Here is a 13,572-nt window from a genome sequence, read left to right on the forward strand (position 1 = left end):
CATCGGTACCCGGCCATTCGCTCCCGTATCAGCCCTTCAGGGCGGCCATCCATGCCTCGACCTCGTCGGAGCGCCGCGGAAGGCCCGCCGAGAGGTTCCGGTTGCCGTCCTTGGTGACCAGGATGTCGTCCTCGATGCGGACGCCGATGCCCCGGTACTCCTGCGGAACGGTCAGGTCGTCAGCCTGGAAGTACAGGCCCGGCTCGACCGTGAGCACCATGCCCGGCTCCAGGGTGCCGTCCACGTAGGTCTCCACCCGGGCGGCGGCGCAGTCGTGGACGTCCATGCCGAGCATGTGGCCCGTACCGTGCAGGGTCCACCGGCGCTGAAGGCCCAGCTCCAGGACGCGCTCCACCGGGCCGTCGACCAGACCCCACTCGACCAGCTTCTCGGCCAGCACGCGCTGCGCGGCGTCGTGGAAGTCGCGGTACTTGGCGCCCGGCTTCACCGCCGCGATACCGGCCTCCTGGGCCTCGTAGACGGCGTCGTAGATCTTCTTCTGGATCTCGCTGTAGGCGCCGTTGACCGGCAGCGTGCGCGTGACGTCCGCGGTGTAGTAGGTGTGCGTCTCCACGCCCGCGTCCAGTAGGAGCAGGTCGCCGGAGCGGACCGGGCCGTCGTTGCGCACCCAGTGCAGTGTGCAGGCGTGGGGGCCCGCCGCGCAGATCGAGCCGTAGCCGACGTCGTTGCCCTCGACACGTGCGCGGAGGAAGAACGTTCCCTCGATGTAGCGCTCGGAGGTGGCCTCGGCCTTGTCGAGGACCTTGACCACGTCCTCGAAGCCGCGGACCGTCGAGTCGACGGCCTTCTGCAGCTCGCCGATCTCGAAGTCGTCCTTGATCAGCCGAGCCTCGGAGAGGAAGACGCGCAGTTCCTCGTCGCGCTCGGCGGTGACCTTGTCGTTCAGGGCGGCCTCGATGCCGGCGTCGTGGCCGCGCACCACGCGCACCGGGCCGGTGGCCTCGCGCAGCTGGTCGGCCAGCTCACGTACGTCGGCGGCCGGGATGCCGTACAGCGCCTCCGACTCGGCGAGCGAGTGCCGTCGGCCGACCCACAGCTCGCCCTGGCCGGAGAGCCAGAACTCGCCGTTCTCCCGGTCTGAGCGGGGCAGCAGGTAGATCGTCGCCTTGTGGCTGCTTTTCCCGTCCGGGGGGGTGGTCGGCTCCAGGACGAGGACGCCGTCCTCGGTCTGGTTGCCGGTGAGGTACGTGTACTCGACGGAGGCACGGAAGGGGTACTCCGTGTCGTTCGAGCGGGTCTTCAGATTGCCCGCGGGGATCACCAGACGCTCGCCCGGGAAGCGCGCGGAGAGCGCGGCGCGACGGGCGGCGGTCTCGGCGGCCTGGGCGATCGGCTGCAGTCCACGCAGCTCGGTGTCGGCCCACCCGGACTTCATGTTCTCGGCCAGCTCGTCGGAAACGCCCGGGTACAGGCCGTTCTTGCGCTGCTTGATCGGCTCTTCGGTCTCTTCCGGGGTCTCCGGAGTGAGCTCGTCGGCCACGGTCATCCTCCTTGGATACGGCACTGGACCTCGTCCATCGTACGGTCGTACAGAAGGCGGCTCGTGGCCGGAAGACCTGTCACCGAAGGCAGTCGTGCCCTCACTCGAAGCGCGCCGCCAGCAGGACCACGTCCTCGGCGCTCTCCGCCCGGCCCGAGCAGTCCGGCAGCACCGTCCGCAGGACGTAATCGGCGACGGCCGCCGGGTCGGTGCGCACCGGCCGCGGCACGCTGGCGGCCGCCGCGTGCAGCCGGGCGAAGGCGCGGTCCATGGGATCGCCGGTGCGGTGCAGCAGGCCGTCGGTGTAGAGCAGCACGGTCTCGCCGGGCTCCGCGGTCAGTTCGATGCTCGGCGCCTCCCAGCAGGCGAGCATCCCCAAGGGTGCCGACAGGGAGGTCTCCACGAACTCCGTGCGGCGCGGGCCGGTCACCAGCGGCGGGCTGTGCCCGGCCCCGGCGAGTGTGATCTTGCGCAGCGCGGGCTCGCAGTACGCGAACAGGGCGGTGGCCGAGCGGGCGGGCTCGGTGAGTCTCAGCAGTAGCTCCAGGTCCGACAGGACCGCCACCGGGTCCTCGCCCTCCATCACGGCGTACGCGCGCAGCGAGGCCCGCAGCCGGCCCATCGCGGCGATCGCGCTGGGCCCCGCGCCGGTGACGGACCCGACCGCGAGACCGAGCGCGGCGTCGGGCAGAGGCAGCGCGTCGTACCAGTCGCCGCCCCCGCGTGGGCCGGTGAGGCGCCGAGCGGCGAGCTGGACGCCGGCGACCCGGGGCAGCCGGGCGGGGAGCAGCTCTTCGGTGATCGTCGTCATGCACGCGCGCGTGCGCTCGATCTCGACCAGCCGCGCCAGGTGCTCGGTCGCGTAGCGGGCGTAGAGGCCGACCAGGTGGCGCCGGCGTTCCACCGGCTCGGCCGGTTCGTCGTAGAGCCACACGGCGGCGCCGAGACGGCCGGCCGCCTCGCTGGACAGGGGGAGTGCGTAGCTGGCGGCGTAGCCGAGCCGGGCGGCCACCTCACGGTGGCGCGGGTCGAGCCCGTCCTCGGAGAACAGATCCGGCTGGGCGATCTCACGCTCGCCGCCCGGCAGTCCGTCCAGGATCCTGCCGTACGACATGGAGCTGCGCGGCACGGTCTCGATGTGCCCGAGGTCGGCGCGGGCCAGGCCCAGGCCGATCGTGGTGTCGGGTCCGAGGCCGTCGCGTGGTTCCAGTACGACGAGACCGCGCCGGGCGCCCACGAGGGCGGCTCCGGCGCGCAGCAGTTCGTGGAGCGCTTCCGCGAGTGAGTCGGTGCACACCAGGCGTTCGGTGAGTTCGTGGAGCGTCGTCAGATCGGAGACCCAGCCGGCGAGCCGGTCCTGAAGAAGGGCTCCTGGGCAGGCGGGGGCGGCGGAGGTGGCCGAGGGGACAGCCGTGGCGGCAGACGTCGGCGCGACAGTGTGTGCGGGCGGGGGAACCGCTGAATCGATTCCGGCCACTTTCGGAGGGTGAGGGGCGTTCATGGCGTCCGGCTTTCGAACCGGCGCGTATTGCTCGATAGCATCGCAAACCCCCATGTCAATCTGCGCCGCTAGCAGTGTCTCCACATGTACACGCACTCGTGAGGGGATGTCCAGCATTGTCCTGCGGGGATTCCTGGTGTCTGTGGGGCTCTCCTACTCTCTTGCGGAAAAGCAAAGTTGGCTTAAAACAGCCTCAGGTATCCCCTTATTGCGGTCGACTGGCCTTGCTCGACGGAGCGTCACAGCGGTCGTGATGGGTACGTACTCGGTGAAGGCCAGGGGTGGTTGGGAGCTACCCGGAACCTGGCGCCGGACCCGGGCGTCTTAACCACCGACGACCGAGCCCCATCCTCCCCTGGCGGAGGCGGAGAGTAAGAGCGGGACGGCAAATCGCCAGGTGCCGCCACCCCACGCCATGCCCATGCTTGTGGTGGGCGCAGTATGGACGCGGACGCAGCCAACGCTCGGCCCATAGGGGTTCCCCTTGCCCAAGGCAAGGGTGTGATGCGCCAGTAGGTACGCACAGTGAAGTGATCGACACATGGTGTGATGTGGCCCTCGGTGTTGCCAGGCGTGCAACGGAAAGGAACGAGCGCTCATGCGCGAGATCCTCGGAAGGCGACGCAGGCTCCTGTCCAGGCGGAACGACGGAAGGCCTGAGTTGATCAGCGCGGCCCTGACCTTCGCGACCGAATGGCAGTGGCCCGTTCTCCCGGGTGTGGCACCGGACCCGCAGGGGCGTGCCCGCTGCGGGTGCCCTGATCCGGAGTGCACGGTGCCCGGCGCGCACCCCTTCGATCCCGGGCTGCTCGCGGCCACCACCGACGAGCGCATGGTGCGCTGGTGGTGGGGCAACCGGCCGTCCGCACCGATCGTGCTGGCCACCGGAGGCCGGGCGCCCTGTGCGGTGAGCCTGCCCGCCCTCGCGGCCTCGCGTGCCCTCGCCGCACTCGACCGGAAGGGCATGCGCCTCGGCCCCGTCGTCGCGGCGCCGCACCGCTGGGCGATCCTCGTGGCGCCCTACTCGATGGAACAGTTGGGCGAGCTGCTCTACGCGAAGGACTTCGTCCCCGGCTCACTGCGCTTCCACGGCGAGGGCGGCTATCTCGCGCTGCCACCCTCGGAGACCGGCCACGGGGAGATCCGCTGGGAGCGCGCGCCGCTGCCCGGCTCCGCCTCGCCCTGGGTCCCCGACGTGGAGGCGGTCGTGGACGCCGTCGTGGACGCCCTCACTCGTACGGGTGTGAGCGCACCCGAGTTGTGAGGGTGTCGGGCGCGCGGCGAACCGGGCGCCCGTGATCGGCCGATACCTTCGGCCTCATGGTGATGCGTCGTGGGGGACAGGGGAGACGGGGGCACGGAAGAGACCCGCGGGCCCGCGGCCGACCGGACCCCGGCAGGATCCGCCTGCTCGCGCTCATGGGTGTGGTGGTGGCCGTGGCCGCACTGCCGCTCGCCGTGGCGTCCGCCGGACCGGTCGGCGAAGCGGACCGCGCCGCGATCCGCCCGCCCGCACACGATGACGAGAAGCGGCCGGTCTCCTCCCGCTCCCCGCTGCAGGGCCTCGGGCTCGCCACGGCCGCCAGCTGCGGTCCCCAACTCTCTTCCGTGGACGGCGTCGAGGCGCAGACCTGCGTCATGACACAGGGCCAGGAGACCTGGGCGCGCACGTACTACCGCAATGCCACCGGCGAGGAACTGAGTTCCGTCCTGAGCTTCATGGGGCTCGACGGGCACAGCGTCGAGATGCACTGCGCGGTGGCCGCCGCCGACGACCCGGAGACCTGTGAGACGCCGCGGCAGCGTCTGAAGGGCGAGCCGGGCGCGTACTCGGCGGTCGCGGAGTTCGCCGGAGGCGACGAACGGGGACCGCTGATGCTGCGCTCCGGAAGCGACGTGGTCCAGGGGAACGGACGGTAACTCGCCCGTTTCACACGGCAGTTGACGCGGATCTCCGCTCCGGGCCGTACACACACATGGAAAGACCCGGTTGCTGGCGACGGGGGATGCACCAGCAACCGGGCTACTGGAACGGTAACAAGAGATCGGCGGTTCGCAAATTCGATCTCGGCTATTCGGACACGGATTTAACCTTCGCAGCGGGGACTTGTGACAGGAGTCACCCGCCGCGAGAGTCCTGGACGTGCTGACCGGTGGGTCAGACAAAGGCTGTGCATCAGCTGAGCGTCACCTGTCGGTTGGTCAGCCCGCCGCGCGCCCGGCGCTCGTCCGCGGTGAGTGGCGCGTGTGACGCGAGTGCGTCGGCGAGACGCTCGGCGAACTCGGCCGTCGGCTTCTCGATGTCCTCCGCGCTCATCCCGCTCGGCAGGTCCCAGACCGGCACCGTGAGTCCGTGCGCGCGGAAGGAGCCGACCAGGCGTGTGCCCTCCCCGAGACCTGACTGACCGGCCGCGTGCAGCCGCGCCAGAGCGTCCAGAAGACGCTCCTCGGGGTGCGGCATGACCCACCGCAGATGGTTCTTGTCGGGGGTCTCGCACCAGTAGGCGGCGTCCACGCCCTTCAGCTTCACGGTGGGGATGGCGGCCGCGTTGGCCCGCTCCAGCGAAGCGGTCACCTCCGGCGTCGCGTTCTCCGCGTCCGGGACCCAGAACTCGAAGCCGCTGTGCACGACCGGCTCGAAGGCGCCTTCCGGGTCCAGCAGGTCCTGGAGCCGTGGGCTGTCGGCGGGCGCGCGGCGTCCCTGGACCGGGGTGCCGGGTTCGGCGGCGAGGGCGCGCTGGAGGGTGTCCGCGAGGTCGCGGCTGATGTCGCCCGACGCCGTGTCGTTCTGCAGGCCGAGCAGGACCGAGCCGTCGTCGCGGCGCAGCGCCGGCCACGCCATCGGCAGGACTGTGGCGAGCGTGACGGACGGGACGCCTTCGGGGAGCTCGTCCCTGAGCTTCAACTCGACGGTCGCCGCGGGCACCAGCTCGCGCAGCGCCACCCAGTCGCACTCGCCGGAAAGTCCCTCGAACGGACGCTGCACCAGCTCCGTCGCCGCGTGCGCGGCGGCCCGGCCGTGGCAGGCCTTGTAGCGGCGTCCGCTGCCGCAGGGGCAGGGCTCACGGGCGCCGACGACCGGGATCTCAGCATCCGTGAGCTGCGGGCGCTTGGCCTTGGTCTGGGGTCGCTTCTTGGCCATCGTGGGTGTCTCCCGGTTACGGCTCGTTTCGTACGGGCGCGAGCCTAGCCGCTCGTGCGGCGGTCGACGGGATCCTGTGGACAACGCACCGAGTCGTCCCCGAAGGGGTGCCTCGGCCCAGGCCGGAAGCGTCCGTGCGGACTTGCTCGGAAGTGGCCGGGCGAGTGCATCCGCGGCACGGAGTGTCTAGGTCCGGGGCAGGAGGCTGGCCGGCGTGTCTCGCACCGAAGCGTCCTGGTCTCGAGCCGTCGTGGTCTCGTCCTGGCCCGCGGTGGTCTGGGTTCCGGTGGTCCGGGACTGGGCTGTCTTGGTCTCGAGCCGTCGTGGTCTCGAACCGTTGTGGTCCCGAACCGTCGTGGTCTCGACGGGACCGCCCTGGTCTGGGATCCCGGACCGCCCTGGTCTCGGTCTGGGCCTGCCTTGCTCCGGGACAGTACGGCCTCGGCCTGGCCTGTCTGGTCGGTCTGGGATCGAGTGGTCCGGGGCCGGGCTGTCTTGAGCCCGTACCGACTTCGTCTCGGACCGGCCCGCCTTGCTCTGTGGCCGAACCGTCCACGACTGGGCCGACTGGACCGGACCGTCTCGCCTTGATACCGGACCGCCCGGTCTGGGATCTGACCGTCCTCTGACCGTCCTGCTTTCCGGCCGGACCTCTCAGTCAGGCTGTCTCCGTTTCGGACTGACCGTCTGCGTCTTGGCGCGACCGACCATGTCCGGCATCGACCGACCACGTCTCGCTCCGGACCGTCTCCGTTCGGACCGGGCCGACGCCGTTCAGTCCGTCCCTCTCGGTCCGACCGTCTCAGACCGGACACTCTCGAGTGGTGGCGACCTTCTCGGTCCGACCTTCTCCGACCTTCTCAGTCCGACTCTCTCGAACCGGCCAGTCTCAGACCGGTCGGGTCCCAAGTGGTGGAGCGACCCTCACCGCCTCCGCCCGACCGTCCCGTGCCGGCCGCTACGGCCCTCAGTCCAAGTCGTCGAATGCGTCCGTGAAGTCCAGGTCGGATATCGCTGACACGGAGGGCGCCGTGACGCGCGTAGCGAAGTCGTCGCGGCGGTGCACCGAGCCGACGTCGTCCTGGACGACGACCCACACCGTGACCTCGCCGCGTACGTCGTCACGTACGCCCCAGTCCTTGGCCAGCGCCGTGATGATGTTCAGCCCGCGGCCGCCGTGCGCGGTGACCGAGGGGGTCGCGGGTATCGGGCGGGTGGGGCCTCCGCCGTCCGTCACCTCGACCGTGAGTCGACCGGAAGCGTCGAAGCGCCATGCCGCACGCACATCCCCGTCCCCCGTCAGACTGTCGCCGAGCGGTCTGCCGTGACGACAGGCATTGCTGAGCAGTTCCGAAAGGATCAGTACGGCATCGTCGATGACCGATTCCGACACGCCACCAGTACGCAATTGATCGCGCATCCGGTGTCTTGCCTCCCCCACGCCCGCAGGACCATGGGGTACGGCCATGCTCGACGACGTGGGCACCTCCTGTGCCACCACCAACGCCACCCCCGAGACCTCCTTCGCCCCACGCCACGAAGTGAATGCCCCAATGGAACGGACCGGAAACCGGCCCCCGTATGTGTGCTGACGCACTCATAACGTCGAACACGTTCCGAACGCGCCGGTGCACTCCCCGTAGTCGCATGGCCAATTCTCATCCCCTATGAGGAGGAATGCGGGGCGGGAAACCGGTGCGGCTCAGCGGCCCAACTGGCGCAGCACGGCGCGCGGCCGGTTGGTGATGATGGCGTCGACGCCCAGCTCGGTGCAGAGATCGACGTCCTCCGGCTCGTTCACGGTCCACACGTGCACCTGGTGGCCGACCCTTTTCAGCCGCTGGATGTATGCCGGGTGACTGCGCACGATCCGCATCGAGGGCCCCGCGATCCGGACACCCCCCGGAAGGCGTCCGTCGCGCAGCCGGGGCGAGAGGAACTGCAGCAGATAGACCGTCGGCAGCGTCGGAGAGGCGGCTCGCACGCGGTGCAGCGAGCGTGCCGAGAAGCTCATGATCCGCACCGACGACTCGGCCGGCGACTCCGGGGCGTCCAGACCGAATCGCTTCAGCAGGACCAGCAGTCGCTCCTCGACCTGCCCCGCCCAGCGCGTCGGATGTTTCGTCTCGATGGCCAGGTCGATGCGGCGTCCGGCGTCGGAGACGAGTTCGAGCAGGCGCTCCAGGGTGAGTACGGAGGTGTCCTCGGGGTCCTGCGGGCGGTGTTCCCAGTCGGGCTCCTCGTCGCGGCTCTTCCAGGAGCCGAAGTCCAGGGCGGCGAGGTCGGCGAGTTCCAGGGCGGAGACTGCGCCGCGGCCGTTGGACGTACGGTTGATGCGCCGGTCGTGTACGCAGACGAGATGCCCGTCCGCGGTCAGCCGGACGTCGCACTCGAGGGCATCGGCGCCGTCCTCGATCGCTTTCTTGTACGCGGCCAGGGTGTGCTCGGGGGCCTCTTCGGAGGCTCCGCGGTGGGCGACCACCTGGACCAGGTGCTGTCGTGCGTGGGTCACCGCGTCATGGTGCCACCGTCACAGGGACCGTGTGAGGTCGGAAGGCGACGTGAGGGCGTCGGCGAGGTGTCGGGAATGCAGATTTTTGTTCGGGGGCGTCCGATATAAAGGGAGGTCGGGGACCCACAGCCACCGCTTATGGTGCCCTGACGCCCGGTGGGAAAAGCTTGACGGCGTACAAAAGGACATGCACAGCTGACACGCGCCCGGGCGCCGTGCAGAGTGAGCGAGGGCGGCGGAGTGCGACCCAGAAGAAGAGCCGTGGAACGAGGAGAAAAGCTGTGAGCACCGAGAACGAGGGCACTGCGGTACCCCCGGCCCCGTCTGCACCCCCCGTGCCGGTGGACACTCCCGCTTCCGCGCCGGGCGCGGACCCTGAAGGGCACACCCCGACCGCCGCGGCATCCGGTCCGGACAGGAGGAGCACTCCGCCCACCGGGGGCGCGCCGTACGGGCCCGGCGCTCCGCAGCAGGAGGGCGCGCCGACCGCTCAGCTTCCGCCGGTGCCTCCGGGGCAGCCCGGTGCGTTCCAGGCCGCCGAGGCGGGCTGGCCGCCGCCTCCGCCGGCCACTCCCGCGTACGCGGGTGGCGGCGGTCCGGGCGGCACCTGGGGCGCCTCGTACCCGGAGCCCGCCCCGAAGCCGAAGAACGGGCGCGGCGGTCTGGTCGCCGCGATCATCGTCGCCGCGCTGGTCGCGGGGGGCGTCGGCGGCGGCATCGGCTACCAGCTGGCCAAGAACGACGACTCCAGCGGCTCCACGACCGTCTCCGCGGCGACCAGCGGCGGAGACGTCAAGCACGACAACGGCTCGGTCGCCAGCGTGGCCGCCAAAGCGCTGCCGAGCACGGTGACCATCGAGGCCGAGAGCACGAACGGCCAGGGCGGCACCGGTACGGGCTTCGTCTTCGACACCCAGGGCCACATCGTCACCAACAACCACGTCGTCGCGGACGCGGTGAACGGCGGCAAGCTCACGGCCACGTTCCCGAACGGCAAGAAGTACGACGCCGAGATCGTCGGGCACGCCGAGGGATACGACGTCGCGGTCGTCAAGCTCAAGAACGCCCCCTCGGACCTCAAGCCGCTCGCCCTCGGTGACTCGGACAAGGTGGCGGTCGGCGACGCGACGATCGCGATCGGTGCGCCCTTCGGCCTGTCGAACACAGTGACCACGGGCATCATCAGCGCCAAGGACCGCCCGGTGGCCTCCAGCGACGGCAGCTCCAGCAGCAAGGCGTCGTACATGAGCGCCCTCCAGACGGACGCCTCGATCAACCCGGGCAACTCGGGCGGGCCTCTGCTGGATGCCCAGGGTGCGGTCATCGGCATCAACTCGGCGATCCAGTCCACGAGCAGCGGCGGCCTGGGCAGCAGCGGTCAGTCCGGCTCGATCGGTCTTGGCTTCGCGATCCCGATCAACCAGGCGAAGTACGTCGCCCAGGAACTGATCAAGACGGGCAAGCCGGTCTACGCGAAGATCGGCGCCACGGTGTCGCTGGACGACACCACCGGCGGGGCGAAGATCACCGAACAGGGTGCGAGCGGCTCCTCCGCGGTCGAGTCGGGCGGTCCCGCGGACAAGGCGGGTCTCAAGCCCGGTGACGTGATCACCAAGCTCGACGACCACGTGATCGACAGCGGCCCGACCCTGATCGGCGAGATCTGGACCCACCAGCCGGGCGACAAGGTCACGATCACCTACCAGCGCGACGGCAAGTCCCACACGGTCGATCTCACCTTGGGCTCCCGGGTCGGCGACAACTGATCCCGACCGGCCGCGAAGCACCGGATGCGCACTTGGCGACGGGGTGAGGAATCATCTGCTCTGGAGACATCGCCCGGCATTGATTCAGTGTGCTGGCAGGCTCAGGGGACCGGCAACACCCGATCGAGGAAATGGTGATCACCCTGACAGATCTCAGGGGATGCAGAGCCGCCGCGAGCAGGCCCTGTCGCAGGACAGACTGCACCGGCATCAGTGGTGGTCCGCTCCCCTCCGGAACGGCCGAGTTCTCGAGATCTGGACCTGTGGTGGACCACGAACCCCGCGAAACGCGTGAGGCCGGTACGCTGTACCCGCTCCGCCCCTGGTGGGCGGCGCAGGGGTGGGTTGCCCGAGCGGCCTAAGGGAACGGTCTTGAAAACCGTCGTGGCGCAAGCCACCGTGGGTTCAAATCCCACACCCACCGCGCAGGTGAACGGCCCCTGACCAGCCAAGTCGGTCAGGGGCCGTTCTCGTTTGCTCTCTCCAGCAGTCACCGCGGTTCCCCGTCAGGCCCCGGTCGATCGGGCACGCGATGGGCACGCTATCCGCGGGGGTTGGGGACTTTCTTCCAGCCGACGATCGACTTGGTCACGAACAGAACTCGATGGAGTCAGCTGATCTTGCGGCCACCTGGGGTCAGCCCTTGGAAAGCGTTACCTCTGACTCCTGCTGTCCAGTGTCGACAGTCACTGGGTAGTCCCGGTCATCTGCTTGGGCCCTGCTGCGCATCGTCGCGGTGCCGGGCCGGAACGAGGTGCCAGGTTCTTGGCTGGTCAGCCTGACGGACCATGGGACGGGCGCGCCCGGAGTACAGGCCACGTATGTCTCATAGGAGGCACCTGGCGTCTCGTCCTTCTGGATCTGGAAGACCTGTCCGGTGAGCGTGACGCTCGCAGGCTTGTTGCACGTCACGGTGCCACCGACGGTGATCCGACCATCTGGGACGTCCACCGTGCCATTGGGGTCGGTGTTCATCCCCATGGCGAGTTCAACCGGAGGTTCGGGCATGACCGCGTGAACCGCACCGCGCAGAGGCACCGTCAATCTGTTGCAGTACTGCTCGAAGGTGGCGTCAAGTTCGCGGACGTAGCCGTAGGGGCCGAAAGCAATGTGCTCGATGGTGAAGGAGCCGGAGTTGGTGTTACACCCTTTTTCGGTCCCGTTGTCAATCCCGCCGAACACCAGTTCCGGATCCCCCGGCTGGGCGTAGGGCCATTGCTTCGCCCCGGTGTACGTGGTGCCTTCTGCCAGCTTCTGACCATCAGGGGCGGCGACGATGAGGCGCCAGAGTGTGCCCTGGTCCGCGTCTATCGCGACGGTGAGACTGTTCTCGTCCCTGCTGCCCTGGACGTCGAACAGTTGGACCGCTCCAGCCTCGTACCCATACGACTGGCCGCCTGAAATGGGCTCGCCGGGTTCGCCGCTGAAGCTCAGCGATCCCGACTCCGCGCTGTAGGCCTGTGCAGTGCCCACCAGCGGTGCAGCCGTGAGCGCGACTGTCATTGCCGCGACAACGCCCACTGTCCGGGCCAGTATGCGTCTCGGCGTGGTACTTCTCGTCAAGGTTTCCCCTCAAGGAAGTTTTTCGATCTTGACCGATCAGGCGCGTAACGCATGCGCCATTGAGGGTCAAGTCGGACGAAAACTTGCTTTTTGAGAGGCCGTCAAGCCTCACTAGGGAAGCGCTGGAGCTTTAGCAAACGTCACAGTGGCCTCAGAAGTCCCGTTCGCCACATCCATAGCATCGGTCCGTGTTCTCACGACCGGTCGGGCACACAAGGGACCCGGGACCACGCGGTGGGGGTGCTGCCTTGGGCTGGAGCCTTCATGCCCCAGTCAAGCGCCGCTGCCCGGGTCCTGGAGCACCGGTTCGGAAGACGCTGTATGCGGATCGCGGCTGACCTGGCAGGGCACTGACCTGGGCCGGAGCGCGATCGGCGCCGCTGTTCCCCGTGAGTCCCCGCTGCGTACCGCCGGACCGGGCACGCAACGGGCACGGGAACACAGCCGACCCTCTGCTTTTCAGACTCAGATCGTGCAGCTCTTGGAATGGGGCGCCGGCACCCGGTAGCCCAAATGCCGTCACTCGTCCCGCCGTCGGCCGGATTCCTTAGCAGCCTGCTGCGACAGTGGGATCATGACGCATCCACATCTGCACACCACCGAAGCCGCTGTCACCGCGATACGTGAGATCGCGCGGGAGTACGGCCTCGCGATGACCGTGACCGACGACATCGGCGCAGACCAGACGTCGCGCCGCACCTCGGCCGGGGCGTTCACCGTTCTCGACCCGGACGGCTCGCTGCCGCACGAGGCCTTCATCGAGTTGGGAGGCTCCCCGGCCGTCACCGTACAGATCTTCCCGGAGGGCGACGCAAAGATCAGTGTCGAGAACGTCGCCTTCCACGATGTTCCCCGCGACTTGGCCCCAGCCTTCCTGCGGTCCGTCTACGGTGGCCTGGCCTACGTGACGGGGCGGGTCTTCCCGCCCGGCGCATGGCTGAACGTCCCGTTGCCCGGGGACGAGACCTACAAAGAGCCGATCCAGCGTGTGACTCTGACCCCCTGGCTCGCCCGCGCCATCCGGAGCTAGCTAGGCTCGAAGCAGTCGCGGACGGCGCGCGTGGGCTCACGGTGCCGATCTGGTCGATCTCAACCTCGTGATCACGCCCCGGAACCCGACGTCCCCTCGGTTGGCGACAGGAGAGGTCGGCGTAGCGACTTTGGCCGGGAGCTGCTTTGGCGCGAGTGATCATGGCCCCGTAAGCTTCCGGCGCGTCGGGCAGTCTGTGGACCTGCCCGGAGGAGCGAAGCGACGACGGGTGCTTGATGAGGTCTGCTCGGCGTGGTCCTGGTACTCACGGTGGCCGGATGTGGCGCCGTGGTGTGGGCGGCGCGTGGTGGCCCTCGGTGGGTGCGTGTCGTGGCGACCGCAACCCTCGTTGCGGGTGAGCTGGTCAGGCGCTCCGGTAAGGACAGAAAGCAGAGCATCGAGGAGTAGGGCTCCTCGTGTTCGGCCAGCGGCCGCGGCGGGTGGTCAAGCCAGTCCAGGACATCTCGGCGACGGGTGAAAACGGACCGCTGATCGGCGGATGAACGGTGACCCACTTCGCGATCTTCTGATCATCCTGATCTTCTTCGAGGGTCAGG

Annotated in this window: 11 protein-coding genes and 1 tRNA gene; 5 read left to right on the forward strand and 7 right to left on the reverse strand. The window is 69.0% G+C overall.

What is annotated here, in order from left to right:
• Positions 1 to 28: 28 nt before the first annotated feature.
• Positions 29 to 1,501, reverse strand: a complete 1,473-nt coding sequence (locus ACZ3TS_RS30275) for an aminopeptidase P family protein (RefSeq protein WP_467624158.1) — start codon at positions 1,499 to 1,501, stop codon at positions 29 to 31.
• A 100-nt stretch (positions 1,502 to 1,601) separates the two neighbouring features.
• On the reverse strand, positions 1,602 to 3,119 hold the full coding sequence (locus ACZ3TS_RS30280) for a PP2C family protein-serine/threonine phosphatase (protein WP_467624160.1): 1,518 nt from the start codon (positions 3,117 to 3,119) through the stop codon (positions 1,602 to 1,604).
• A gap of 481 nt (positions 3,120 to 3,600) precedes the next feature.
• On the opposite strand from ACZ3TS_RS30280, the gene ACZ3TS_RS30285 reads away from it, so the two are divergent.
• Together ACZ3TS_RS30285 and ACZ3TS_RS30290 are read left to right on the forward strand one after the other, a co-directional pair.
• Positions 3,601 to 4,266, forward strand: coding sequence for a bifunctional DNA primase/polymerase (locus tag ACZ3TS_RS30285; RefSeq protein ID WP_467624162.1), 666 nt, complete (start codon positions 3,601 to 3,603; stop codon positions 4,264 to 4,266).
• 155 nt (positions 4,267 to 4,421) lie between these two features.
• On the forward strand, positions 4,422 to 4,922 hold the full coding sequence (locus ACZ3TS_RS30290) for a hypothetical protein (RefSeq protein ID WP_467624163.1): 501 nt from the start codon (positions 4,422 to 4,424) through the stop codon (positions 4,920 to 4,922).
• Positions 4,923 to 5,178: 256 nt separating this feature from the next.
• Here ACZ3TS_RS30290 and ACZ3TS_RS30295 read toward each other — a convergent pair whose 3' ends face one another.
• The 3 genes from ACZ3TS_RS30295 to ACZ3TS_RS30305 form a co-directional block, all read right to left on the reverse strand.
• Positions 5,179 to 6,144, reverse strand: a complete 966-nt coding sequence (locus ACZ3TS_RS30295) for a DUF5926 family protein (RefSeq protein ID WP_467624165.1) — start codon at positions 6,142 to 6,144, stop codon at positions 5,179 to 5,181.
• A 967-nt stretch (positions 6,145 to 7,111) separates the two neighbouring features.
• On the reverse strand, positions 7,112 to 7,654 hold the full coding sequence (locus tag ACZ3TS_RS30300) for an ATP-binding protein (RefSeq protein ID WP_467624166.1): 543 nt from the start codon (positions 7,652 to 7,654) through the stop codon (positions 7,112 to 7,114).
• Positions 7,655 to 7,846: 192 nt separating this feature from the next.
• Entirely contained in the window at positions 7,847 to 8,656 is an 810-nt protein-coding gene (locus ACZ3TS_RS30305) for a glycerophosphodiester phosphodiesterase (RefSeq protein ID WP_467624168.1), read from the reverse strand.
• Between the two features lie 281 nt (positions 8,657 to 8,937).
• Between ACZ3TS_RS30305 and ACZ3TS_RS30310 the strand changes: the two genes are divergently transcribed.
• Both ACZ3TS_RS30310 and ACZ3TS_RS30315 read left to right on the forward strand, forming a co-directional pair.
• Positions 8,938 to 10,422: a S1C family serine protease gene (locus ACZ3TS_RS30310; protein WP_467624170.1), complete on the forward strand. Its 1,485-nt coding sequence runs from the start codon at positions 8,938 to 8,940 to the stop codon at positions 10,420 to 10,422.
• A gap of 339 nt (positions 10,423 to 10,761) precedes the next feature.
• Positions 10,762 to 10,846: transfer RNA gene (locus ACZ3TS_RS30315), tRNA-Ser, on the forward strand.
• Between the two features lie 212 nt (positions 10,847 to 11,058).
• Here ACZ3TS_RS30315 and ACZ3TS_RS30320 read toward each other — a convergent pair.
• Positions 11,059 to 11,943, reverse strand: a complete 885-nt coding sequence (locus ACZ3TS_RS30320) for a hypothetical protein (RefSeq protein WP_467624172.1) — start codon at positions 11,941 to 11,943, stop codon at positions 11,059 to 11,061.
• Positions 11,944 to 12,559: 616 nt separating this feature from the next.
• On the opposite strand from ACZ3TS_RS30320, the gene ACZ3TS_RS30325 reads away from it, so the two are divergent.
• Complete coding sequence (locus ACZ3TS_RS30325) at positions 12,560 to 13,015, forward strand: hypothetical protein (RefSeq protein WP_467624174.1); 456 nt, start codon at positions 12,560 to 12,562, stop codon at positions 13,013 to 13,015.
• Positions 13,016 to 13,379: 364 nt separating this feature from the next.
• On the opposite strand, the gene ACZ3TS_RS30330 is transcribed toward ACZ3TS_RS30325, so the two are convergent.
• Positions 13,380 to 13,572 (reverse strand): hypothetical protein (locus ACZ3TS_RS30330; protein WP_467624176.1); only part of this gene is annotated, 193 nt, incomplete at its 5' end.

Source organism: Streptomyces sp. NPDC022910, assembly GCF_055561075.1.